The organism is Bradyrhizobium sp. USDA 4461 (assembly GCF_054055655.1).
On record NZ_JBSRXM010000001.1, the window covers coordinates 5,203,117 to 5,225,608 of the forward strand.

The 22,492-nt window shown below is 61.1% G+C and carries 32 protein-coding genes; 31 read left to right on the forward strand and 1 reads right to left on the reverse strand.

From position 1 onward, the window contains the following. Positions 1–240 precede the first annotated feature (240 nt). Positions 241–813, forward strand: a complete 573-nt coding sequence (locus ACVINW_RS24060; RefSeq protein WP_456753591.1) for a portal protein — start codon at positions 241–243, stop codon at positions 811–813. A 74-nt stretch (positions 814–887) separates the two neighbouring features. Here ACVINW_RS24060 and ACVINW_RS24065 read toward each other — a convergent pair whose 3' ends face one another. Continuing rightward, entirely contained in the window at positions 888–1,208 is a 321-nt protein-coding gene (locus tag ACVINW_RS24065) for a hypothetical protein (RefSeq protein WP_456753592.1), read from the reverse strand. A 371-nt stretch (positions 1,209–1,579) separates the two neighbouring features. Between ACVINW_RS24065 and ACVINW_RS24070 the strand changes: the two genes are divergently transcribed. The 30 genes from ACVINW_RS24070 to ACVINW_RS24215 all read left to right on the forward strand — a co-directional run bounded on the left by ACVINW_RS24070 (position 1,580) and on the right by ACVINW_RS24215 (position 22,452). Next, complete coding sequence (locus tag ACVINW_RS24070) at positions 1,580–2,104, forward strand: hypothetical protein (RefSeq protein ID WP_456753593.1); 525 nt, start codon at positions 1,580–1,582, stop codon at positions 2,102–2,104. 150 nt (positions 2,105–2,254) lie between these two features. Next, complete coding sequence (locus ACVINW_RS24075; RefSeq protein ID WP_456753594.1) at positions 2,255–3,910, forward strand: portal protein; 1,656 nt, start codon at positions 2,255–2,257, stop codon at positions 3,908–3,910. Further along, a complete protein-coding gene (locus ACVINW_RS24080) occupies positions 3,903–4,682 on the forward strand; it encodes a DUF4951 domain-containing protein (RefSeq protein WP_456753595.1) in 780 nt (259 codons plus the stop codon). Before ACVINW_RS24075 ends, ACVINW_RS24080 begins: the two co-directional genes overlap by 8 nt. Beyond that, entirely contained in the window at positions 4,679–4,942 is a 264-nt protein-coding gene (locus ACVINW_RS24085) for a hypothetical protein (protein ID WP_456753596.1), read from the forward strand. The genes ACVINW_RS24080 and ACVINW_RS24085 overlap by 4 nt, the downstream gene beginning before the upstream one ends. Before the next feature lie 42 nt (positions 4,943–4,984). Next, positions 4,985–5,221 (forward strand): hypothetical protein, encoded by a 237-nt coding sequence (locus ACVINW_RS24090; RefSeq protein WP_456753597.1) that lies wholly within the window; start codon positions 4,985–4,987, stop codon positions 5,219–5,221. An 832-nt stretch (positions 5,222–6,053) separates the two neighbouring features. Continuing rightward, positions 6,054–6,200, forward strand: a complete 147-nt coding sequence (locus ACVINW_RS24095; protein ID WP_456753598.1) for a DUF6794 domain-containing protein — start codon at positions 6,054–6,056, stop codon at positions 6,198–6,200. A gap of 156 nt (positions 6,201–6,356) precedes the next feature. After that, positions 6,357–6,662, forward strand: a complete 306-nt coding sequence (locus ACVINW_RS24100; protein ID WP_456753599.1) for a hypothetical protein — start codon at positions 6,357–6,359, stop codon at positions 6,660–6,662. A gap of 528 nt (positions 6,663–7,190) precedes the next feature. After that, a complete protein-coding gene (locus ACVINW_RS24105) occupies positions 7,191–8,153 on the forward strand; it encodes a DUF5309 domain-containing protein (RefSeq protein ID WP_456753600.1) in 963 nt (320 codons plus the stop codon). A gap of 66 nt (positions 8,154–8,219) precedes the next feature. After that, positions 8,220–8,582 (forward strand): hypothetical protein, encoded by a 363-nt coding sequence (locus ACVINW_RS24110; protein WP_456753601.1) that lies wholly within the window; start codon positions 8,220–8,222, stop codon positions 8,580–8,582. Beyond that, positions 8,582–8,893 carry a hypothetical protein gene (locus ACVINW_RS24115; protein ID WP_456753602.1) on the forward strand — a complete coding sequence of 104 codons (312 nt, stop codon included), beginning with the start codon at positions 8,582–8,584 and terminating at the stop codon, positions 8,891–8,893. The genes ACVINW_RS24110 and ACVINW_RS24115 overlap by 1 nt, the downstream gene beginning before the upstream one ends. Further along, the gene (locus ACVINW_RS24120) at positions 8,890–9,225 is read left to right on the forward strand and encodes a hypothetical protein (RefSeq protein WP_456753603.1); all 336 of its coding nucleotides are present in this window, start codon (positions 8,890–8,892) and stop codon (positions 9,223–9,225) included. The genes ACVINW_RS24115 and ACVINW_RS24120 overlap by 4 nt, the downstream gene beginning before the upstream one ends. Then, complete coding sequence (locus ACVINW_RS24125; RefSeq protein ID WP_456753604.1) at positions 9,222–9,875, forward strand: phage adaptor protein; 654 nt, start codon at positions 9,222–9,224, stop codon at positions 9,873–9,875. The genes ACVINW_RS24120 and ACVINW_RS24125 overlap by 4 nt, the downstream gene beginning before the upstream one ends. Before the next feature lie 11 nt (positions 9,876–9,886). Beyond that, positions 9,887–10,318, forward strand: coding sequence for a hypothetical protein (locus ACVINW_RS24130; protein WP_456753605.1), 432 nt, complete (start codon positions 9,887–9,889; stop codon positions 10,316–10,318). A gap of 1 nt (position 10,319) precedes the next feature. Next, the gene (locus ACVINW_RS24135) at positions 10,320–11,372 is read left to right on the forward strand and encodes a glycine-rich domain-containing protein (protein ID WP_456753606.1); all 1,053 of its coding nucleotides are present in this window, start codon (positions 10,320–10,322) and stop codon (positions 11,370–11,372) included. 65 nt (positions 11,373–11,437) lie between these two features. Beyond that, positions 11,438–12,076 carry a hypothetical protein gene (locus ACVINW_RS24140; protein ID WP_456753607.1) on the forward strand — a complete coding sequence of 213 codons (639 nt, stop codon included), beginning with the start codon at positions 11,438–11,440 and terminating at the stop codon, positions 12,074–12,076. 89 nt (positions 12,077–12,165) lie between these two features. Next, positions 12,166–13,506, forward strand: coding sequence for a hypothetical protein (locus ACVINW_RS24145; RefSeq protein ID WP_456753608.1), 1,341 nt, complete (start codon positions 12,166–12,168; stop codon positions 13,504–13,506). Then, a complete protein-coding gene (locus ACVINW_RS24150) occupies positions 13,503–13,640 on the forward strand; it encodes a hypothetical protein (protein ID WP_456753609.1) in 138 nt (45 codons plus the stop codon). Before ACVINW_RS24145 ends, ACVINW_RS24150 begins: the two co-directional genes overlap by 4 nt. Next, positions 13,637–13,951, forward strand: coding sequence for a hypothetical protein (locus tag ACVINW_RS24155; protein ID WP_456753610.1), 315 nt, complete (start codon positions 13,637–13,639; stop codon positions 13,949–13,951). The genes ACVINW_RS24150 and ACVINW_RS24155 overlap by 4 nt, the downstream gene beginning before the upstream one ends. A 1,018-nt stretch (positions 13,952–14,969) precedes the next feature. Then, on the forward strand, positions 14,970–15,584 hold the full coding sequence (locus ACVINW_RS24160; RefSeq protein WP_456753611.1) for a hypothetical protein: 615 nt from the start codon (positions 14,970–14,972) through the stop codon (positions 15,582–15,584). A 19-nt stretch (positions 15,585–15,603) separates the two neighbouring features. Then, the gene (locus ACVINW_RS24165; protein WP_456753612.1) at positions 15,604–16,029 is read left to right on the forward strand and encodes a hypothetical protein; all 426 of its coding nucleotides are present in this window, start codon (positions 15,604–15,606) and stop codon (positions 16,027–16,029) included. A 104-nt stretch (positions 16,030–16,133) separates the two neighbouring features. Continuing rightward, on the forward strand, positions 16,134–16,523 hold the full coding sequence (locus tag ACVINW_RS24170) for a hypothetical protein (protein WP_456753613.1): 390 nt from the start codon (positions 16,134–16,136) through the stop codon (positions 16,521–16,523). Between the two features lie 70 nt (positions 16,524–16,593). Continuing rightward, entirely contained in the window at positions 16,594–16,980 is a 387-nt protein-coding gene (locus ACVINW_RS24175; RefSeq protein WP_456753614.1) for a hypothetical protein, read from the forward strand. 63 nt (positions 16,981–17,043) lie between these two features. Next, positions 17,044–17,424: a hypothetical protein gene (locus ACVINW_RS24180; protein WP_456753615.1), complete on the forward strand. Its 381-nt coding sequence runs from the start codon at positions 17,044–17,046 to the stop codon at positions 17,422–17,424. 184 nt (positions 17,425–17,608) lie between these two features. Next, positions 17,609–18,532, forward strand: a complete 924-nt coding sequence (locus ACVINW_RS24185; RefSeq protein ID WP_456753616.1) for a hypothetical protein — start codon at positions 17,609–17,611, stop codon at positions 18,530–18,532. Positions 18,533–18,588: 56 nt separating this feature from the next. Further along, positions 18,589–19,707, forward strand: coding sequence for a tail fiber domain-containing protein (locus ACVINW_RS24190; RefSeq protein ID WP_456753617.1), 1,119 nt, complete (start codon positions 18,589–18,591; stop codon positions 19,705–19,707). After that, positions 19,707–20,279, forward strand: coding sequence for a hypothetical protein (locus tag ACVINW_RS24195; protein WP_456753618.1), 573 nt, complete (start codon positions 19,707–19,709; stop codon positions 20,277–20,279). The genes ACVINW_RS24190 and ACVINW_RS24195 overlap by 1 nt, the downstream gene beginning before the upstream one ends. After that, complete coding sequence (locus ACVINW_RS24200) at positions 20,269–21,471, forward strand: hypothetical protein (protein WP_456753619.1); 1,203 nt, start codon at positions 20,269–20,271, stop codon at positions 21,469–21,471. The genes ACVINW_RS24195 and ACVINW_RS24200 overlap by 11 nt, the downstream gene beginning before the upstream one ends. Before the next feature lie 45 nt (positions 21,472–21,516). Next, positions 21,517–21,780, forward strand: coding sequence for a hypothetical protein (locus tag ACVINW_RS24205; RefSeq protein WP_456753620.1), 264 nt, complete (start codon positions 21,517–21,519; stop codon positions 21,778–21,780). A 5-nt stretch (positions 21,781–21,785) separates the two neighbouring features. After that, positions 21,786–22,280 (forward strand): hypothetical protein, encoded by a 495-nt coding sequence (locus tag ACVINW_RS24210; RefSeq protein ID WP_456756483.1) that lies wholly within the window; start codon positions 21,786–21,788, stop codon positions 22,278–22,280. Beyond that, positions 22,252–22,452, forward strand: a complete 201-nt coding sequence (locus tag ACVINW_RS24215; RefSeq protein ID WP_456753621.1) for a hypothetical protein — start codon at positions 22,252–22,254, stop codon at positions 22,450–22,452. The genes ACVINW_RS24210 and ACVINW_RS24215 overlap by 29 nt, the downstream gene beginning before the upstream one ends. Positions 22,453–22,492: the final 40 nt, after the last annotated feature.

The following is a 22,492-nucleotide window of genomic DNA, read 5'->3' on the forward strand; positions in this document are numbered from 1 at the left end:
TACATCGCCGCTATTTCGACGGACCGGGTGCTGCCTTCCGTGGTGTGCAGCTTCAGATGACGGCAACTGGTTGATGCGTTTGTTCCGAACCACCGACGCCGGCTGATTGCGGTTGAGTTCGCTGCATTAGTGCCGAAAGCGATCTCAGATACTCAGCTTTTCCATCGAGCGCCGTTGCATGCAGCGATCGGCGTTTGGAATGCTGCCCCTATTTGCACCCACATACGAAGGTTTTCATCAATGGCAAAAATGTCGACCTCCGACCTCAAGGCGATGCTCGCTTCCGAAAAGGCCGATGCGCTCGCGGCACTGTCCGCGGCGCGGCTCGCCGAGGAGCGGGCCGATGCGATGGACTACTATCTCGGCGACATGCGCAAGGACATGCCGGCGCAGGACGGCCGTTCGCGGGCGGTCTCGACCGATGTCGCCGATACCATCGAGGGGCTGATGCCCTCGCTGATGGATATCTTCGCTGGCTCCGACGAAGTCGTGCGCTTCGAGCCGGTCGGCCCGGAGGACGAGGCCGCCGCGCAGCAGGAGACCGACTACGTCAACCACGTCTTCATGCAGCAGAACCCCGGCTTCATGACGCTGTACTCTTTCATCAAGGACGCCCTGCTGTCGAAGGTCGGCGTCGTCAAGGTGTGGTGGGAAGAACGCGAGGAAGAGAGCCGGGAAACCTACTACGACCTCACCGATGATCAGTTTGCGCTGCTGGCGCAAGCGGTCATGGAGTCAAACGGCGCCATGAAGATCGTCGAGCATACCGTGCGCGACGCGACTGAGGATGCAGGGCCGGAGTCGACGAGCTGACAGCGCCTTTCCCGGGCTCAGGCGGCTCCGCCGAGCATGACGATGGCCCTGACGCACCGGGGGTGCGTGGCGGTTCACATCTTGAGGTATGAGAAGAAGGCGGCAATCAAAATGAAACCACCAACGCCCCATCCAATCATCATGCGATCGTTTTGCCGCGCTTGCCGATAGTAGACCTTGCCAAGCTCGGTAAGACGGGCCGGGTCAATCGCCGTGGCCTGAATTCTGAATTCGCCGCCCACAGGCGTGATGGATTTGACGTCTCCGCGACCCCAGTAGGTCTCTCCAGGCGCGAGATTGTTCAGTACTCGGCGGGTCAGATTCAGGCCACGACCGGCAAAGAAGATCAGTCCGCAAAACCAAAGCACGACAAGGCTGCCTGCCAGATAAATCATTCAGCGTCTCTTGCGTTCATTCTGTCCACCGCCGGGCCCCGTGGGCTGCGCCATGCGCGCCCGATCGCTTTGCGGGGTCGGCTACCGGTACACCATCATAAGTTATCCGCGCGAGGACTGCTACCCAAGGAGAATACGTGGCGCAATCGGATAGAAAAGTGCGATGGCCGGATGGATTTTCGTTGTCCTGGACGCCGTCGCTTCCCCGCATCGGTCAGATAGGAATCGGAGGAAGCTATTACTGGAGCCCGGGTTCTGACACGGCTCCGTCGGTGACACTCACCGGCATGTATGGCCGCGGACGGGATGTGTGGCGGCTTGGGCCCCCTCTTGCCAGTTTCAATGGGGGGCTGGTCTTTCGCAGGGGTGGAATGAGCTCTGCCGACTCGCTGGGATACGGAACGACCACAAACGTGTCCACCGGACTGCCGTCGCTGACGCTCAATACGAGTATTCCGGATGAGAACGGCGTCCCTCTGCCAGCAAAGAACAAGGTTTCGTCCATCGAGGCCGGCTTGAGCAACTCGATCGGCGCTTCGCGGTCATTCACCTACACGACGACGCCGCAACAGATCGCCGACGTCTTGACGAAGTATGGATTGGCCGCTGCCAAGAAGGGAGCGCAGTACCTCGACCCGGTTTCGCCCGCCATGGGTCCGAATGACGAACTCTCGCAATTCCAACGAAGTCTGCATAGCGGAGCAGGTTCTGTCGGCGCTCCCAGCGAAGCGCCGGTCAGGTATCTCGGCCGCAGCGAGCAAGCTCCGCTCGCGGGCAGCATGCGAGACTGGCCGACATCGATTGTACCGGCCGCAACGTCGAGCCCGGCGGCAATATCATCACGGCCGGGTGGTTTGTACGGACTGTTGCTCGATTATCTCTCGGCAGATCGTTGAAGCGCGCGCTGTCCCAAAAGGATAGCAGGTATATCGAAGTCTTTTGACGCAAGAAATCAAGGGCCCTGCCAAGCGACTTGTGACGTGGCCCTTCAACCTGGCTCTGCCGCGCTTAGGCTGCCCCACACTCCATCACACAGGCTCAATGAAATGGCTGTTCCCCTGCTTCCGGGGCCGGCGGCGCCGCCGCTTGGCTCGACCCTCACGCATGACGTCACCATCGTCACCACGCGAAAACTCGCGCAGGCGAGGGTGATGGGTGTCCCGCCGGAGGAATTCGGCATCGAGCGCGGTGCGCGCAGCATCGCCGATTGCAACTACTGCTTCCACGAAGTCGTCACGAAGACCGAGGGGCAATTGATTGCCGAAGGCTTCGATGCCGCGCAGATCAAGTCGCTGAACGACTATACCGGCTATGCCAACATCGAAACGCTGGCCCGTGACACTGCCGACGAGCATTTCGGCCCGGGCGCCGGCGCGATCAACACAGCGGTGCGGCTGGTGCGGATCACCGAGCACTATGTGCGGATGGACTATGAAGGCAACGGCCGTCCATGCCTGTACCAGGTGATCACCGGTGGCGACCAGAGCGAGATCCTGCGCAAGGACGGACGCGACTGCATCACGGCGTTCGACGCCATTCCGTTCGCAGCGACGACGCCGGTCCCGATGACGCACCGCTTCTTCGGCCGCTCGATCGCCGATCTCGTGATGCCATTGCAGCGGGAGAAGACCGCGCTGAAGCGTGGCGCGCTGGACAACCTCTACCTGCACAACAATCCGCGCGTCGAGGTGGCCGAGAGCAATGCCGGTCCCAACACGCTCGACGATCTCCTCGTCTCGCGGCCGGGCGGCGTGGTGCGGACCAAGACGGCGGGCGGCCTGAACTGGCAGGTGGTGCCTGATATCACGACGTCGATCTATCCGATGATGCAGTACATCGACGCCGAGCTCGAAAGCCGCACCGGGCTCAGCCGCCAGTCGCAAGGGATCGATGCGAATGCGCTGCAGAACCAGTCCGCAACTGCGGTGGCCCAGGTCTTCTCGGCCTCGCAGATGCGGGTCAAGCTGATCGCGCGGATCATGGCCGAGGGCGTGCGCGACATCTTCGCGCTGCTGCATGGCACGATCCGCAAGCACGGCCAGCAGCAGCAGACCGTGCGGCTGCGCAATGCCTGGATCACGGTCGATCCGCGCAACTGGAAGTCCCGCGACGACATGACGATCAATGTCGGCCTCGGGACCGGCGGCAAAGCGCAGCAATTCGCCCAGGTGATGGCGCTCGCCAATGTGCAGAAGGAGCTGATCGCCGGCGGCAAGCTCAACATGGTCGGCGACCGCGAGCTCTACAACACCGCTGTCGAGCTGACCCGGATCATGGGCCACAAGAACCCGAGCCGGTTCTTCAACGATCCGACCGCCATCAATCCGCAGACTGGCCAGCTGTTGCATCCGCCGCCGGCGCCACTGGCGCCGCGGCCAGATCCGCGGGTCCTGGCGCTGCAAGCCAAGGCGCAAGCCGATCAGCTCGCGGTTGCCCACCGCGCGCAGGTCGAGCAGCAGAAGGCACAGGCCGATGCGATCCACCAAAAGCTCAAGGCGGAAGGCGAGATCGAGCTGGCCAAGATCAAGGCCGAGCTCAACGCGCAGATCAAGCTGTTCGACGCGCATCTGAAGGCCGCGACCGAAGCGCGAAAATCGGATCGCCCCTCTATGCCGGGCGCGCGGAAGGCCAGGGACGGCCACCATTATGTCCCGGACCCCCGCCGTCCGGGCAAACATTTGCTGGTCGTCCACCATGGCTGATTACTCGCTGGTGCCGGTCGACTATCAGCCGAGCTTCGACAGTTACGCGCTTGTGCCGGTCGATTACGATCCCTTCGCCGGCGATGGTGGGACGCAGCAGGCGCAGGCTCAGCCAGCGCCAACGCAGGGACAACAGGCAGACGCCAAACCGACTCAGATCCAATCGCAAAGCTTGCGACAACCCGCGCCGTCGGCTCAGCCAGAGCCAAGTGGTGGTTCGAGTTCGCCATTCGTGAAGTTCCTTAATCAGCTAGCTGATCCCGAGCGCGCTGAATCGGAACAGGTGGTTGACCTGGTGCAGAATCATCCCACTGCCGCAAAGATTGCGGGGACGATTGGACTCGGTTCGGTGCTGCTTCCGCCGCTGGCAATGGCGGGTGCCGGGGCTCTCGGCTTATTGGGAGCCGGTGCGGGAGAATCCGCGGTTGCTAGTGGGCTCGCCGGGTCAGCAGTCTCGGGGGCAGGCCGGGTTGCAGCGAGCACCGCGGCCAGACAAGCCATCAGCGAAGCAGAAGCCACGTTGCCCAACGGAATAACGCGACAGGAGTTTGGACGACTTGCCGGTTTCGAAAACAGCCTGGGGAATTCGAGCCGGGCTTCCACCGAAGCGACTGCCGAAATAATATCCAGGCTCAAAGCGGCTGGCATTACCCAACGATCTGTTGCTGCGTTCCAGAACTTTTATGAAAATGCAGCGCGCGAAGTACCGTCCAACACGTCGGCAGCTCACCGAGCAGCCCTGCTGGCAAACATCTTGAGGAGCTTCCAATGACGGATATGACCATGGAGTATGTCATACATAACAAGAATCCCGAGCCGTTGACGGTGATCGTGGAGCCTTGGGCTGAGGAGGTTGTTCTTTCACCGGATTCTCGACTGCTGCTGACGATCCTTTACGACAGCGCGGGTTTGCTCGACACGGTGATGGGTCCCAACTATCTCATTGTATGGCTTTGGGGGGGATGTCGGGTGAAGCTTGCCGTGGATGGCAAGGATCTAACTTCACCATGGCATCTAACTCCATCTCCCTGATTAGGCGGGTCAGCGAAATCGCTTATTCTCGCCGGCAATTACGTGCACAAGGAGCTGGTCGCCGGCGGTAAGCTCAACATGGTCGGCGGCTGCGAGCTCTACGACACCGCCGTCAAATTGACCCGGATCATGGGGCACAAGAACCCGAGCCGGTTCTTCAACGACCCGACCGCGGTCAATCCGCAGACCGGCCAGCTGTTGCATCCGCCGCCGGCGCCACCGGTGCCGCCGCCCGATCCGCGCGTTATGGCGCTGCAGGCCAAGGCGCAGGCCGACTAGCTTGCGGTCGTCCATCGTGCGCAAGTCGAGCAGCAAAAGGCACAGGCCGATGCGATCCATCAGAAGCTCGAGGCCGAGGCCGAGATTGAGCTGGTCGACGCGCAGATCAAAGTGTTCGACGCGCATCTGAAGGCGGCGACGGAAGCGTGAAAATCAGAACGCGCTCCCGTGTCCGGTGCGCTAAAGGCAAGGGACGGCCACCACTATGTTCCGGACCCGAAGCGGCCCGGCAAGTTCCTAATGGTGGTTCACCATGTCTGATTTTTTCTTGGTGCCCGTCGACCATCAGCCGGATTTTGGAGATGTTGCGCTCCTTCCCGTTGACCACGATCCGTTCGCTGGGGACGACATGGGCCAACCAGCCGGACCACGACCGGAAGGGCAACTCCAGCCGCCTGCGCCAGGCAAGACGGCGCCAATGGTCGTATCGCCGAGCGGCGCCAAAGGATTCGGATTCCGCGAGTGATGTCGTTCCGAACCGGATCGCCGTACGCGATCCAACTGCGCCGCTGATGTCCCCTCCGGGCAAGCCGCACTTCGATTGGTCTGATTACTATGGGCCGACCGGCGAATTGAAGGCCGCGACCTATACGCCCACGTAGCGCATCGGATATCTCGCAGCGGATGCGCTCATTGGTCTAGGCATGCAGCCGCATACAGCCAACGACCTGGCTTCACGCATTGGCAATGTGCTCGGTCTAACACCGCTTGGCGTGGTCGGCTCAGCGCTTGACCTCATCGACGCGAAGCGCCGCGATGATCTGCCCGGAGCTGTCGCGGCGGCAGCCGGAATGATACCGGGTGCAAAAGGCGGGGGGCGCGCGGCGAAAGCTTGGGATTCGGAACGTGGATCCGCAATCGGTACGGCCTTTGGCGAGGCAATGACAAATTGATACTTTCGGCTTGTGGCTTCCGATGCCATCCCGAGGATGCCTCGATGAAGATTATCGAGGCGGTGTGGCAAGCTCAGCACAAATAGTGCCTGCGACAGTCCCAGGTGAGGTGATCGCCATAGGTGCGCGCGCAGATCGATGTTGCGATCGCCGGCGTCAGCCACGACGAGTTGGGCCGTGAGGGCCGATGATATGCTGCTTGAACCTGTTGAACACGATCCCTTTGATGGAGAACGTTCGCAATGACGATTGCTGATGAGTCGAGACTCGATCAGGCCGTAGGCCGGGGTGTGAGGGCCGAACGCCTTCTTGCCGACGAGTTGCTGGTCGAGGCATTTTCAACCCTCGAGAATGCCTACACGACCGCGTGGCGATCCACGACGATCGATGATGCGTCCGGCCGCGAGAAGCTGTTCCTCGCCATCAACGTGGTTGGGAAGGTGCGCGATCACCTGACCGCTGTAGTCACCAATGGCAAGCTGGCGAAGGCCGAGCTGACAGAACTGGCCCAGACGGCGGAGCGGAGGAAGCGGTTCAGTATCCTGTGAGCCGGTGATCGCTTGCTCGTCAGAAATCAGTTCTGATCGATCCTTGTCGATCTCCCTGCGGCAGTTCTGACCGTCCGCAAAACCACGCCTGCAAGATCATCACAATGCGAGCCTGCAATCGATCCGACGTGGCATGCGACGCCGGGGCACGACAGGATAAGCGCCGACGGCGGCGCAATGGACATCCCGATCTAGGGACTGCTATCGGACGCGGAAGAAAAAAGATGTCACGCGTATTGACACGTCGGGCAACTCACTAGCATAATCTCACCATCGAAAATTTTGAGCCCGCGCCGGACAGCCGTCGCGGGCTTTTCCATGACGCCGACCCTGCGGACACGCAGGCGCCACGGCGGAGACGAGGGCGGGCCGAACCGGAAGCGAGCTTCCGCGCCATCGCGCAGCCCGAGCGCTCGACCACCGAAAACCATCACATCAAGACCATCACGTCCGTTCATCACGATGACGAACGCGTCCGCCAATGGCGGTGCGGCCGCATGCGTTGCCGGACAGCACAAGGACCAACACATGGCTCTGCCAACCAACACGGTGACGACCTACCAGGCGATCGGCAACCGTGAAGACCTCAGCGATATGATCTATCGCATCGATCCGACCGATACCCCGTTCATGAGCGGCGTCGACAAGGAGAAGGCCTCTGCCGTCAACCATGAATGGCAGACCCAGGCGCTGGCGCCGGCCTCGAACGCCAACGCCCAGCTCGAAGGCGACGATCCCACCGCCAACGCGCTGGTGCCGACCGTCCGGCTCGGCAACCTCTGCCAGATCTCCTACAAAATGGCGCAGGTGTCGGGCACCCAGCAGGCGGTCGACCATGCCGGCCGCGACAACGAGCTCGCCTACCAGGAGATGCTGCGCGGTCTCGAGTTGAAGCGCGACATCGAGACGATCCTGGTCGGCAGCAGCCAGGCCAAGGCAGCCGGTTCGACCAGCACGCCGCGCAAGACAGCATCGGTGCTGTCGTGGATCGTGAGCAATACGTCGAAGGGGACGGCCGGCGGCGCCGCCGATCCGGCGGCAGCCGACGGTACCGGCACGCGGACCGATGGCACCCAGCTGGCGTTCACGGAAGTGCGGCTGAAAACGGTGCTGTCGTCGATCTGGACCAATGGCGGCAAGCCCGGCACCATCATGACCGGTGCGTTCAACAAGCAGGTGTTCTCGACCTTCACCGGCCGCTCCACTGCGATCGAAGAGGCCAAGTCGAAGAAGATCGTGGCTTCGGTCGATGCCTATGAGTCCGACTTTGGCAAGCTGAAGGTCGTCGCCAACCGCTTCCAGCGGCCGCGTGACGTCTTGGTGCTCGAGATGGACAAGTGGGCCGTTGCCTATCTCAACGGGCGCAACATGATCTCGATTCCGCTGGCGAAGACTGGCGATTCCGATCGGCGCCAGGTGCTCGCCGAATATGCGCTGGTCGCGCGTAACGAGAAAGCCTCCGGCGGCGTGTTCGACAACACCACGTCCTAAACCCGGTCATTGCGCCCCGGCGGGCAACTTCGGTTGCCCGCTTTCCCCTTGCCTCAGGAGGCCTTCATGCCACTTCCCGGTAATCACACCCTCAATACCGAACATCTGACGGCCTATACGCCGTCATGCGGTGCGGCTCCCGTTGCCGCCTATATTCGTGTTCCCTTTCGTTGCCGTGTGCTGAAAGCGACCGGAATTCTGGGCGGCGCCATCACCACGGCCGACGGCACCGTCACGGTCGCGGCCAACGGCAATTCGCTGGCGACCATCGCAGTGCCTCAGGCCGGATCGGCTGCAGGGCAATTGTTCTCGGCGGTCCCGCCCTCGCCGACATATCTCAACGAAGACGACGTCGTCGTGCTGACGCCGTCAGGCGCGTCCGGTGCCGCCGTTCCGATGCACTTTTCTCTGTCGGTGAGGACGGCCTGATGTCATTCTTTCCCAAGCAGCCGGCGTCGCGCATTGGTGTCACGCAGACGATCGCCTACGACTCCAGCGTCGGAACCGCCAACGCATTCGGTGCCGAGACCTACCAGCTGCGCCTGGTCGCCAATTCAGCCTGTTGCTATCGAATTGGCGACGGTGCCCAGACCGCGACGACCACCGATGCATTCCTGCCTGCGAACGTCGTCGAATATGTCATCGTCAGCCCCGGGCAGCGGATTGCAGCGATCAAGGCGGCGACCAATGGTCTGGTCACGGCAACCGCCGGCACGCTCTGGATCGCGGAGATGTCATGATGGATGGCATCCTGATTCGAGCGCATCTCGACAGCAACGGTCGCGACCTTGCAATCGAGCACGTCCAGGATGTCGAACCGATCCTGCAATGGAATCATGAGGCGCGACGTGACCAGCAGCGCAGCGAATGGAGCCGGCACGTCGCGCGGATCCCGAACGTGATCTACGTCAAGTGGCTCAACGAGGAGCACGCCAGAGGCAACCTGTCGGTCCGGATGTTCTCGCCCGAGTTTGACGCCATTGTGCAGCGCAAGCTCGACGATCCCGAATGGGCCTATCTGCGCACCGATCGACCGAAGCTGCAGGCCGGATGGACGGCGGGGGTATCGTGACACAAATCGTGGACTATGCCTCACTGCAGGCGGCGGTGACGGAGTATCTCGCGCGAGATCAGGATACGGTCCTGATCGCGCGGATTCCGACCTTCATCCAGCTCTCCGAAGCCAAGCTCAGCCGCGAGCTCTTCGTCCGCCAGATGGAGCAGCGCGCCATTGCGGTCATTGACCTCACCTCCGACGAGCCCGAGTTCATCGCGCTGCCGACCGACTTCCAGTCAATGCGCAGGATGCGGCTATCGAGTGCGGCTGGCAAGCCGTGGCTCGAGTTCAAGTCGGGTACGCAGCTCGACGAATATCGGTTCGGCATATCGGACGTCGCGGGGCAGCCCCGATACTTCACGATCTTCGGCAACGAGATCGAGATCGCGCCGACGCCCGACAAGGCCTACACGGTCGAGATGGTGTATCGGCGGGTGGTCCCGCCGCTCGCCAGCAACGATCCAAACTGGTTGCTGTCGATCGCGCCGGACTTGTACCTCTATGGCGCCCTGCTGGAGGCCGCTCCTTACTTGAAAGACGACGCGCGCATCCAGACCTGGGCGCTCGGCTTCTCGGCCGCGCTCAGCAGTCTCAACAATCTGGGCCTGACCTCGACCTTCAACGCCGGGCCGATGACCGTTCGCGCGTCCGGTCAGATCATCTAGGAACGACAAGCATGGCAGCCTTCAACAAATTCAACTGTTTCGTGCAAGACGTCGCCAACGCGCTGCACGACATGAAGACCGGGACAGCGCAGGTCTACAAAGTCTATCTCACCAATGCGCCGCCTGCCGCGAGCAATACCGTCTACAACGTGCCCGCCGACCTTGCGGCCGGTAACGGCTATTTGGCCGGCGGAACGTCGATCGGCACGATCGCGGGATCGCAGACCTCGGGAACGTTCAGGTTCTTTGGCGCAACAAATCCGGCATGGACGGCAGCCGGCGGATCGATCGGTCCGTTTCAATATGCCGTCCTCTACAATTCGACGTCTTCAACCAAACCCTTGATCGGGTGGTGGGACTACGGCACCGGCCTTGTGCTCACCAACGGCAACACATTCACGGTTGCCCTCGACCAGATCAACGGCGTCCTGACGATTACCTGATATGGCAGCATTTCTCGACGCGTGCAGATTTTCGCCATCGACGGGTGGCACCGCCGACTGGCTGGTTGCCGGTCCGGTAGGTGGATACGTGACGCCCACGGTGGCAGGAGCTGTCAACGGCCGCGCATATAAGTATCGCGCGGAAAGTGCTGACCTCTCCCAATGGGAGCTCGGCGAAGGTACCTGGAACGCCTCGACCGGCGTTCTGTCTCGAACCACGGTGTTGCTCAATTCGTCGGGAACGACGTCGAAGGTCAATTTCACCGTATCGCCACAGGTTGCCGTGGTTGCGCTCAAGGAGGATTTGATCTCGCTCGACGAGGCAAACGCATTTTCGGCGGTCCAGCAGGCTCAAGCGCGCGCAAATATTGCCGCAATCGGCAGACTGAACCTTGTGATGATTACCTCATCTGGCACCTACACTCCTTCTGCGAATCTGCTCGGTGCGCTGGTCGAATGCGTCGGCGGAGGCGGCGGCGGTGCGGGCGCGAGTGGGGCTGGCGCGTCCGGCTATCTTCTGATCGCCGCCGGGGGCGGCGCTGGCGGCCGGTCGATCAAGTTTCTGACCGCGGCGCAAATCGGCACATCGCAAACCGTCACCGTTGGAGCCGGTGGAGCAGCGAGCGCTGCGGCTGCTAGCGGCAATGCCGGTGGTGCAACCAGCTTCGGTTCATTTTGCGTCGCGGCCGGCGGTAGCGGTAGCAGCGTGATCTCGACCGCGGCGATGACTTCGCCGGGATTGGGCGGGGCGGCTGGCAGCGGTGTCGGGGATTTCAAGTTCAGTGGCTCTTCCGGTGGCGGCGGTCACTACCAGTCAATGGGCGCCGTAACGAGCATCGTGATGACAAAAGGTAAGGGGGCCGACAGTCCGTACGGCCAAGGCGGTGCGGAAGTCATCGGCAATGGCAGCGGGTACGCTGCGAACGGGCTCAGCGCCAGCGGCTATGGCGCTGGCGGCAGCGGTGCTCTTTCAAACCAGCAAGCTTCCACCAATGTTGGCGGCGGTGCCGGCTCTCCCGGCTTGATCCTCGTGACGGAGTTCCTGGCGGCATGACGGGATTCATTATTGAGACACGGCGCAGCGTCGCTGCCGGTTGGCTGGCAGAGGCGCGCTAGCAAATGTCACTGCTCGGGTTCGATGCAATCGGACGTCTCGCTCTGGGGCAGATGCGCGTAAGCGGATCGAATGTCCTGGTCGGCGGGACTGGATCCTACATCGTTGGAAGGAATGCGGCGATCTTCGGTCTTGGTGAGACGGCGTGGACGGCTGGCTACGCGATCGCCGCCAATGCCGCGGCCCTTAGCTCCAAGTTGAATGGAGGTGCGGGAAATTACAATGAGAGCGGCGCCGCTGCTCTGCTCTCCATCGGCGTAGCGTCAAGCGGAACGAACTATGCCGTCACCGGCAATTCCGTGAAGACCACAATGATGCTCAGCGTCGGCGTAGGGAGCTACATTGTCGCCTACGATGGCGTAGCCGGAGCTGTTGCCCTGAACGCCGGATCGGTCGCGTACCAAGTCATCGGGAAGGCTGCCGCGCTGAGCCGAGACTATGTGAATTGGTGGCCGGCCGAACCGATAGCTAGCAACTGGGTTGGCGAGACAGCTCCGTCTCCTGCGTGGGGGACGAGTGCGACGATCCCGCCTTCCTGGATTGCGGCCGTTCCGATGGGTTCGGCCTGGACGCCCCAGGCTGCGCCGGCGAGCAACTGGACTGCTGAGTCCGACCAAGAAATTCCGGATCCAGTTGCGAACTAACCCTGCTTTGCACGAAGCGGTGGGATGTTGACGTCGCCGGACGCACAGTTCGCCATGCCGTCCGTCCGATACTCAGGAGATATTGAATCATGCCTCTGCTTGCGACCGGCGAGTATCGCCCCGATGTCAGCGACTATGAGGGCCAGGCCACGCGCAACATCCTCAACGTGATTCCGCGTGGCGATGGATACGGACCCTTCCCGAGCCTGTCGGCTTACACGGCACCGTTGCCGGCCGCTTGCAGGGGCGCCTTCTACGCGCTGAAGTCCGACGGCACCGTGGTCACCTTCGCAGGAACCAGCAACAAGCTGTACAAACTCAACAATACCGATTTCAGCTGGACCGATGTGTCGTCAGGTGGCGGGACCTACAGTGCGCTGAGCGCCAACGCGCAGTGGCAATTCGCGCAGACTGGAAACTTTGTTTTCGCGACACAGGCCAACGTAACCTTGCAGATGTTCGACCTGTCGTCGGCCTCGACGTTTGGCAACGCACTGGGCTCGCCGCCGCAGGCTGCCTATATCGGGGTCGTCGGCCGGTTCCTGGTGCTGTCCGGACTGCTATCGAACCCTTACCGGATTCAGTGGTCCGGGCTGAACAATTTCAACGCGGCCGATAGCTGGACCAGCGGCATCAAGTCCTCCGACTTCCAGGATTTCCCCGATGGCGGCATTGTTCGCGGCGTTGCCGGCGGTGAGGCGGGCATCATCTTTCAGGATCAAGCGATCCGGCGGATGTCCTACGTGCCGGGTTCGCCGATCGTGTTCCAGATCGATCGTATCACGCAGGACAAGGGGCTCTACGCGCCATACTCGATCATCCGGGCCGGCGAGCGCATCTTCTTCTATGCGGGGCAGGGCTTTCACAAGATCGAGCCGGGCGGTGTGCCGGAGCAGATCGGCCGCGAGAAGGTCGACCGGACGTTTCTGGCGGATCTCGACAAGGGCAATCTGCAGCTGTTCATGGGTGCCGCCGATCCGCGCAGCACGCGCGTGTACTGGGCCTACAAATCGGTCTCCGGCGCCGTCGGAAATACCTATGACAAGCTGCTCGGCTACGATTTTCTGCTCGATCGCTTCTTTCCCGTCTCGATGACTGGAGAGTATCTGCTGGGCGTCTCGCAGACCGGCCTGACGCTGGAGAACCTCGATACGATCTCGTCCTCGATCGACGCCATGACATTGAGCCTCGATGCCTATGCCACGGCTGTGCAGCCTGAAATCGGCAGTTCAACAATTCCCATGTGCTCGGCTTCTTCCGCGGCCAGAATCTGGAGGCGACGCTGGAAAGCGCGGAGCAGGGCAGCGACGAAAACCGGATCTCCATCCGCGGCTTCCGGCCGATTACCGACGCGTCGACGCTGTACGGCTCCGTCTCGTCCCGCGATACGCCTTTCGCGCCTGCGGTCCCAGGTACCGAGGTTCTCGTGAACACCAGGACCGGACGTTGCGACATGATGCAGGATACGCGCTATTCGCGCTTCAAGGTGCGGATCCCTGCGGCAACGCAATGGACCTTCTGCGCCGGCGTCGTGCCCGATGTCATCGCGAGCGGCACACTATGACTGCGTACGTTCCGGGCGTTACCGAGACTGATCTGAAGAAGATCGTACTCGCCATCCAGGGCCTGGCCTCCGGCCGCTCGAATGCAGTCGGCACGGTGACGCTCACAACGGGCGCATCGACGACGACCGTCTCGACGCCGAACGCCGCAACGGGTTCGACGCCGATCCTGACGCCAGCTTCGGCAAATGCTGCGACGGAGCTCGGCAACGGCACGCTCTACGTCAGCGCCGTGGCGAACGGATCGTTCACGATCACGCATGCGAGTTCGGCGACGGCGGGGCGGACGTTTTTGTTCGCAGTGCTGGGTTAAACCTGACAAAGCGTCCGCAGCCGCATTCGTGCCGGTACGTCATCATGGGCAATCAACAGACTCATACCTTGAGCGATCTATCTACGCGCGACGCAGTGCCGCGCGTCAATGATGGATGGCGCTCTCATTTCAGCGAGGAAAGTTAATCAATGGCTCCACCACTTAGACTCGGCCTTGGCGTGTTTGGAAGGCGACTCCCCTTTCCACCTCCGCCGACTTTCGGACCATCCAATTCAACTCAGCAAATTCCGATGCCGTCGATGCCGCCGATACCCGACAGTTTGCGCTACGCATGGATCGCGGCCACGCTCTTGCCACGGCTCCAGCGACAATGGATGACGGGCCAGCCCTTGATCGATAGCGATGATGTTGCATCGCTGCTGCGTCACTTTGGCAATTCAGTCAGCAGTCCAGACGCGTCGAAGCGCGACACTGGTGGGGACCAGCCGCCGTATCAGCCACCAGGTCAACCAGCAGGTCTGCTTGGTTTAATTTTGAAGCACCGGCAACTTCGGCAGTCGGATTCCGGCGACGAGAGCGCGAGTTCATCGAGCTCGTCCAACCAAAATACTCGAGAACTTGTACGCGTTCCGACCACTGTGCCGTCCATCGCTCAGCAGGGGGCGCGCAACAAGAGTGCTTCCGGTGGTTCGGGGCGGGGTAACAACGGCGGCAAACGGGTGGGCGGAGGCGACGACGACGATTACTGTCTGAGCCGGAAGTACGAGGAAGAAAATGAGTGTCACCAACGATGGCAGGATGGCGAGTTTGCTCATCCAGATCATTACGATGGGTGCAAACAGCGAGCTGTCACGCGATGGGATATGTGCAATAGGAACCGAGGCCGACCGGCGCCCTCCGAACCTCCGCGGTGGAGTCCCGCTCTCGACGAGGAAATCTACATCAACCCGAGTCGATAAACTCCAGTAACTGTTTGCTCGTAATCGTTTCGTCGAGTTGACAGCAGACTGAGCGTTTGTTTCGATTGGGCGAGCCTCGCGACGGTGTTGCGCTTGTGGTGACTGGACCGACTAAAACATTTGAAGATGTGGACGAATGGATCAAGCGCCTACGGCGTGCGAAACCGCTCGGTCAGGTCATTCGCGCCGTTGGGGAAAGGTTGGCGACGGCGGAAGGAGATTATTATCGTTTTCTGGGCGGTGAACTGGTCTTGCTTCTGCGCGAAGCGGGACGAAATCTAGATGCTTTGGTGATCCTCGATGAACTTCTGGGGCGCTTCCCGAGTGATATACGTTCTGCAATCAGCAAGGCAACCATCTACTTCTACTCTCTTAACCAAGCAGAACAGGCCCTGATTTGGATAAATGTCGCGCTAGGTCACGCAAATCATGCAGGTCGCTTCCGAAGAGAAGGGCTTGGCGAAAAGGCTCGGATACTCCTAGAGCTCGGCCGAGGTGAGGAGCTATCAGATGTGCTCGAAGAAATCATGGCTGTGCAAATCGCCGCAGACGAACCGGACGTTGGTCGCGAACGAGACTTCGTGGATCGTGCCCCGCCCGGACTTATTCGGAAGAAAGTTCTCGATCGCTATAATGAGTTTCGTCCAAGACGCGCCGGAGATGGCTCAGCTGACGAGCCGCTACCGTTCGGGGACTCGGACGATGAAAGCTGAAATGTAACGAACGTGGCCCATGATGGTGTGTCGGTTATCATCCTCGCTCGTTTGCGTTCCTCCGTGGCATGTCCGCACGATTTGGCCTCATGCCATACCACTGCTGCGGCCAGCTTGTCGCCGGACGACGCTCAACGCGTTCGTTGACATTGAAACGGACATTCTTACCGGGCGCGGTCTCCTGTGGCTCGCCTGGGATGGCAAAGCAATAGCGGCGGCCGCTACCACAGTCCTCATCAATTCCGACATCGGTAAAGTCTGCGTCATCACTGCATGCGGCGGCACCGGCATGATGCGCTGGCTGCCGCTGCTCGAGGGGATCGAGGCCTATGCGAGAGAGGAGGGCTGCGTACGCGTGAGGATCTACGGTCGCAAAGGCTGGCTGCGCGTGCTCGATGGCTATCGTGAGAAGCATGTCATCATGGACAAGGAGATCGCGGTTTAGCTGTCGGTCTCGGCGATTTCGATATTGCCGAGGGCTTGACATTGTTCACTATTTGTTCATAGGTTGATTACTAAGCCTATGGATGCATGTGCAGGTTCAGTTGGATGCGGTTTCTTCTGGCATGGGTTTTCGTGTTGTTGTCCTGGCCGTCATACGCTGCCAGCGAGGAGTTTCCGGCTCCACTTCGCGGGTTATGGGGCGAAACCAAGGAGACATGCGATTATTGGAAAGTGCACACTGCAGCCGATGTTCGCGGCGACCACCGTTGGCTTAGAATATCTGCCAAGGGTGTGTTTGGCTCCACCGAAGGGCGCTTTCTGAGAGAGGTCGCTGGCCAGGCGCCGGCCGGCGCGACCGCTGAGATTGCAGCCGAAATGCAGACTTTGGATGCAAAAGGGGCAATCGTCCTTCTCACCCTTTCCGCTGACGGCCACCTGCGTGAGACTTTGCTCGGTGAGGGTCGTCGCGAAATCGGAACATATCAGCGATGTTGATGAGTGTGTCGGCGCGGCTTCCCCCGATTGATCATCCCGAAACGATCCGATCCTTCTGACAGGCGCCGTCATGCGAACTATCCTGCTGTGTCTTTTGCTTTTGCTGCTGTGCGCATCTGCCGCCGGTGCGGCTGACGAGATTCCGATGGAAATGCGGGGCTATTGGGCTGACAAGCAGGCGACTTGTGATATTCTGAAGAACAGGGGACCCGGATCGCTCCGTGCCGACGAACACTGGCTGAAGATAACGGCAACCGATGTCCTGGGCTCTACGCAAGGACGCTTCTTTCGTGAATTGCCGATCAACGACATGAGCGTTCCGTCGACGACGCGATCCGTTGCTATCCAGGTATTTGCAGACATTCATCTCATGTCAGAACTCGCATTGACTCGTGATGGCCGGCTCATCGAACGAATTGTCGATGCCCGCGGCGCTGGAACATATCGGAGATGTTGACCGGGGCATTTCACCCAATCTGAGATGATTTCCAGAAAAGCGGCCGAGACATTGCGAAGTACGATGATGCGAATTGCTTTGATATCTGTGTTTTTCTTGGCTGCTTGTTCGCCGATTTTGGCCGCTGAAGCCGAATTTCCATCGGAATTCCGTGGATTTTGGGTGGATGATCAAGCCACTTGCGATCTTTTGAAAAAGGCCTCTCCCGCGGATCTTCGTGACGGCCAGCGATGGCTGAAGATTGCGGCAACGGACATCCTCGGTACTACGCAAGGACGCTTGCTGCGGGAGATTCCAGCGCCTCGCGCGCCCGTAAAAAAGTCATTCGAGTTTCAGATTGCCGATGACATGGGACTGATTGCTCAACTGACCTTTCTTGGCAGGGGGCTCAGCGAGACTGTGACCGGAGGTCATGCGCATCGGCGGTATTTCAAGTGCTTCTGACCTTCCTACGGGGAAAGCTCGCCCGCGCCGCCGGCTAATTGTGATCCCATAACCGACGATCTCGCTGAGGTCATCGAGAGATGACTCCCATGCGAGTTGTTAGACACGCGGCCGCTGCCGGCTGGCGGGCGACCCGCGCCTTATTGTTCCCTGCCTTTCGTATCATTTCACGGAGCCTTCCTGCATGAGTAGCCGCGACCGTTTCGATTTTGAGACTTCCCCAGATCACGGCGTCCTCGGGCTGCTCCGCTCGTTTCGCGCGATGATGGAGCAGGCAACAGACCAGGATGGTACCAATCGTGGCACCCGTTCTTTCGACGAGTCAACCTACGGCTCTTCGCTCTACCAACCCGAACCCATGGGCATCATAGGAAGGCTGCAGGAGTTACAGCAGGCGCAAAGTGGCTATCAGCCGAAACAGCCGGCCATGGTTCCGCAAAAGTACGAGCTCGCGCAAGCAATCACAAACGCTAGCCGGAATCTCGGCATCGATCCGCATGATCTCGCGACAGCCATCTCCTATGAGACCGGAGGTACATTCAACCACAACCTCTGGGGTGGCAGTGGAGGAAAGTATCTAGGGTTGATTCAGTTCGGGCCGGAGGAGCAGACCAAATACGGGGTCAAGGAAGGTCAATCCATCACAGAGCAAATGCGGGCGGTGGAGAAATTTTTGCGCGATCGCGGTCTGACGCCGGGTAGCGGTCTGCTCGATATCTATTCGACCATCAATACGGGTAGCCCCGGCCACTACGGTCTGAGTGACGCCGGCAAAGGCGGGGCTCCTGGTACGGTCAAGGATAAGGTCAATACGCAGATGGGCGGCCATATGAACAAGGCTGCGGTGTTGTTGAAGCAGTATGATGCAGTTCGGCCCAGATACTCGGTGCCGGGGCCCTTTCCGCAACAAGCGCAGCCAATCTTTCCTCGACCGCCTGGCGTGTCGCCGACAGGACGCCGAGCTGGCGATCCATCAGTACCGACCTCATCGCGAGCGGATGCCGGCCTCGCGAACCAGCAGGGTCCCGAGGTGCGCTCGCCTTTGGGATTGGTGAGCGGGAAGCCGATGCAGTTCCTGCCGGTGCCCGTCTTCGACATGCGCCAATAGATCTATCCACCGTCCACCTGCCGTGAGAACTCGCCGGACGCCTGCATCTTGATGCAGTGCGGCCGCACATGCCCGTCAATTCTATCATGAAAGGAAGACACCCAATGGGCGGACAATCGTCATCGACCCAAACGCAGCAATCGCAGACGGCGCCTTGGACCGCTGCGCAGCCGATGTTGCAGGGTATCCTGAATCAGCTCGGCTCCGGCCTGAACAACACCGGGCTGACGACAGCGGAGAGCGGCGCACTCAACACGCTGCAGAGCAACGCTGCGGCAGGCAATCCGTACGCGGGGCAGATCGGAGGCTATGCGCAATCGCTCCTGAACGGCGGCGGCGCAAATGCACAAGCCGGAAACGTGCAGGACAATCTTGCCACCTTGCAGCGGCAGCTCACGCCCTACGCCAACGGCAGCATGATTGGAAACAATCCGGCGCTGGCGGCACAGCTGGCGCAGATCCAGAGCGACGTCGGCAACAGCGTGAATTCGCAGTTCGCCGCAGCAGGCCGTGACCTCAGTGGCGCCAACCAGATGGCCTATGGGCGCGGGGTCGCTGCGGCCGAGGCCCCCGTGATCGCCGCGCAGTACAACCAGGATGTCGCCAACCAGCTCAATGCCGCGAATGCGCTCTACGGCGCTGGCAACACCACCGCAAATACGCTGAGCGGCATGCAGCAGAACTATCTCACCAACCAGGGGCAAGGCGTCACGGCGGCACAATCTGCGCTCGATGCACAGAACTACGGTGCCAACGCAACGCTGGCCGCGGAGGCGCAGCGGCGCGGCATTCCGGTGCAGGCACTGAGCCTGCTGGCGCAGATCGGCGTGCCGATCGCGCAACTGGGCCAGCAGAGCAACGGGACTACGAATACCACTCAGCAAATGTCCGGGGCACAGCAGTTCGGGGCGATTGCCAACGGCATCGGCAGCCTGTTCAAATTTACGCCGTCCGACAGGCGGCTGAAGGAAGATATCGCGGCCGTCGGCACGCTGTTTGATGGGACGCCCGTCTACGGCTATCGCTACAGGGGCGCGCCCGCCTACCACATCGGCCTCATGGCGCAGGATGTGGAGCGGACCTCACCGCATGCTGTGCTTGAGATTAACGGCTACAAGGCTGTCGACTATCGCGCAGCGACCGAAGCCTCGCGCAAGCTCGGCGAGGCACGCTGATGGGGTTGTTTGATGACTACCTGAAGTTTGATCCAGCGCAGTTTGAGGCGGGCGGGGGCTTGTACGGCCGCCTGGCTTCCCTGCAGCCGCAGCTGAGTTTCGATCAGCCCACGCAAGGATCGCCGTTTCCGTCCGTCTCAGGTGCAACGGCGCTGACCCCGCCCGCAAGTAAGCGAGACGCGGCTCCGACAGACGGAGCAAGCGCCCCCGGCGCACCTCAAATGCCTTCGAGCTGGCCAAGCGATGATGAGCAGACGCTCAACATGCGTATCGGTGACTACTGGATGCCGCAGTTCGGCCGCGCGGAGCCTCCCGCGCCGGCCGTCGCGCCGACATTCGGAGATCGGTTGAATGCCGGTTTCCAGAGCTGGGCACATACGCCACTTGGGAATCCGTTCGCGGGCCTCGCGAACGGCATCACCGGATTTAGCACAGGCCAACGTTCGATCGAACGGACTGGTCAACCCGCGGAGGACGGCCTTGACGACCAAGGCAGGCCAGCACTGCGAATTGGGCCCGCGCCAGGCTTCGGCGTTAATCAGCGGAGGAAAGGTTTGAAGAATGGCCGATGAAGCAAGCAACGATCTGACCGGCGCGGCCCACGATCTCGCAATGGGCGGCTACAAGCCAATGCCGGACCGAACGCCGAACGAGGAAGAGGCGATTGGTAGCGACACGGCGTCCCTTCGCGAGGCGGCGGAGAAGATCTCCGACCAGCCAGAGAACGTGGTTGTCAGACAATATCGGGACGCGGAAGGGAAGCCCGCTGCGGCGAACGAGGCAGTGACGCTGCGGCGCGCAAGCCGCGACTACGCGGCTGCGGTCGCAGCCGAGAAGCTGATTGCCGAAGGCGAGGATGCCGAATGGCTGGCCGGGCATGTCGACGCGTTGCGTGCGGAAGCGCTCGCAAGGAATCCTGAGGCCGCTGAGTTCTACGGCTTTGACCTGCCCGAAGCCGACGCCGATGGGGCCCAGCGGAGCAAGCGCGAAGTCGGGGCGCAAGATGCCGACCCCGGTCCCGGTGACTCCGGCGAAGGTCTCGATCCCGCTTTGGCGAGAGCGTTGGAGCATCCTCAAGTGCGCCAGGCGATCGATGAGGAGATTGCGGAGACACACAAGATCCGGCAGGGCTACCTCGATACCCTTGCGGGCGCAACCCAAATCGCACAGGCGAGCTTCATCAACCAATTTCCTGAGCTCGTTGGCGTCCCCGTCGAGAGCCTACCTGGCGTCCTCGAACAGATGTCACGGCAGGAACCAGCCAGGTTTGCGCGCGTTCAGAGCGCGATCGCGGCAACGGATCAGCTTCTCGCGCAGCATCATCTGGAGAGCCAACGGCAGGCCGAGGCCGCGTATCGCTCCTTTCACGCGCATGCGAAATCAGAGGACGCGCGCTTTGACGCGATGCTGAAGGGCGAGCCGGTTGAAACCCAGCGCGCCGTAATGCAAGAGATCATCGCCTCGGCCAAGGCGAGCGGAATCGAGCATTCCGAGTTGACGCATTTACTCAACACCGAGCCGCTGATGCGCAACGCGGTATTTCAGCGGATGATGTACGATGCCGGAAAATATCGCCTGATGATGAAGGCGAAAGATTCCGTCACGGCCAGGTCACTCCCGCCGGTGCAGCGGCCCGGCGCCGCGGCGTCGCGCGGCGAGCGCGATGACGTGGACCTTCGGACGCTCAATGCAAGGCTTTCGAGCACCGGAGATATCAAGGATGCTGTTGCGCTCTATCATGCCCGGAAATCCATCAGGCGGTGATCTCACGGCGTTTGCGATTGCCGATCCTTTAACTGAGGTCTTCAAATGACAGATGATCGAGACTCTCTCGACCACGCAGAATCCTTTACAGAAAAAGCGAGCGGCCTGCCGGCCACCGTTAGCGAGATCGCCGATAACTTTGCCCTTTATGGACTGCGCAAGCGCGTGGTCGCCCTGGATCGGCTCGACGCGGAGCTCGGCAGAGAGATCGATTCAGGTTCGCATAGCCTTCGGCGCCACGTGCGCCTGCAGGAACTGCGGCGGAAGATGACCGATCTCCATCATGCCTTGCGCAGGGCGAAGCGTTGAAGCCGGTGGTGCTCAATCCTGTGTTGGCGACGCTCGCGCAAGCTCGTCTGCGCGCTGCTCCTATTTTTGTCCGTTGGTGCGAATTGCATGATGTGGCCCCGTGTCCCGCAACGCCGGCTGTCGTTGCTCGGTTTGTGACCGACTGCGCATCTCTCGGCATCGCGCGGCTATGGCCGGCGCTGCAGGATATCTCGAAGTTGCATGTGTCGGCAGGGCTCGCGGATCCCACGCTTGGAGGTCCAGCCGCCGCGGCTATCGCCGATCTCGCTGGAATTGAGCCACCCAGGTCCTGGCCGGGCGATCGCAAGAAGCGCTTTCGGTCACTGCCCTGCGACCTGCAGATGTTCATCGCAGCCCACGAAGCGCGCCGCGAGAAAGCATTGCGGCGCGCTCAAAATGAGGCGGCCGTGGCGCTGAAGCGACTTGAATTGCTGCAACGATCGTCTCGAACCGAGTCAGAAAGGACACACGATGAAGCCAGCCCGCACGCCCCCAATTGAAAGCCGCATCACCGAGCTTCGTGCCGAAATTGAAGCCATCATTGATGCGCGTGCGCAGACGGTCGCCAGGGAAAGCCCGGGCGTGCCTATCGGTGTGGTCCGCAACCTCTTGATCGCGCGCGCGCCTGCTTGTCCTTGTGCGCAGTATCTCCAGCTCGGTCGCGCTGAGTAACAGTGGCATGGCGGCTCATCAGACGATGAGCCGGCCTCGT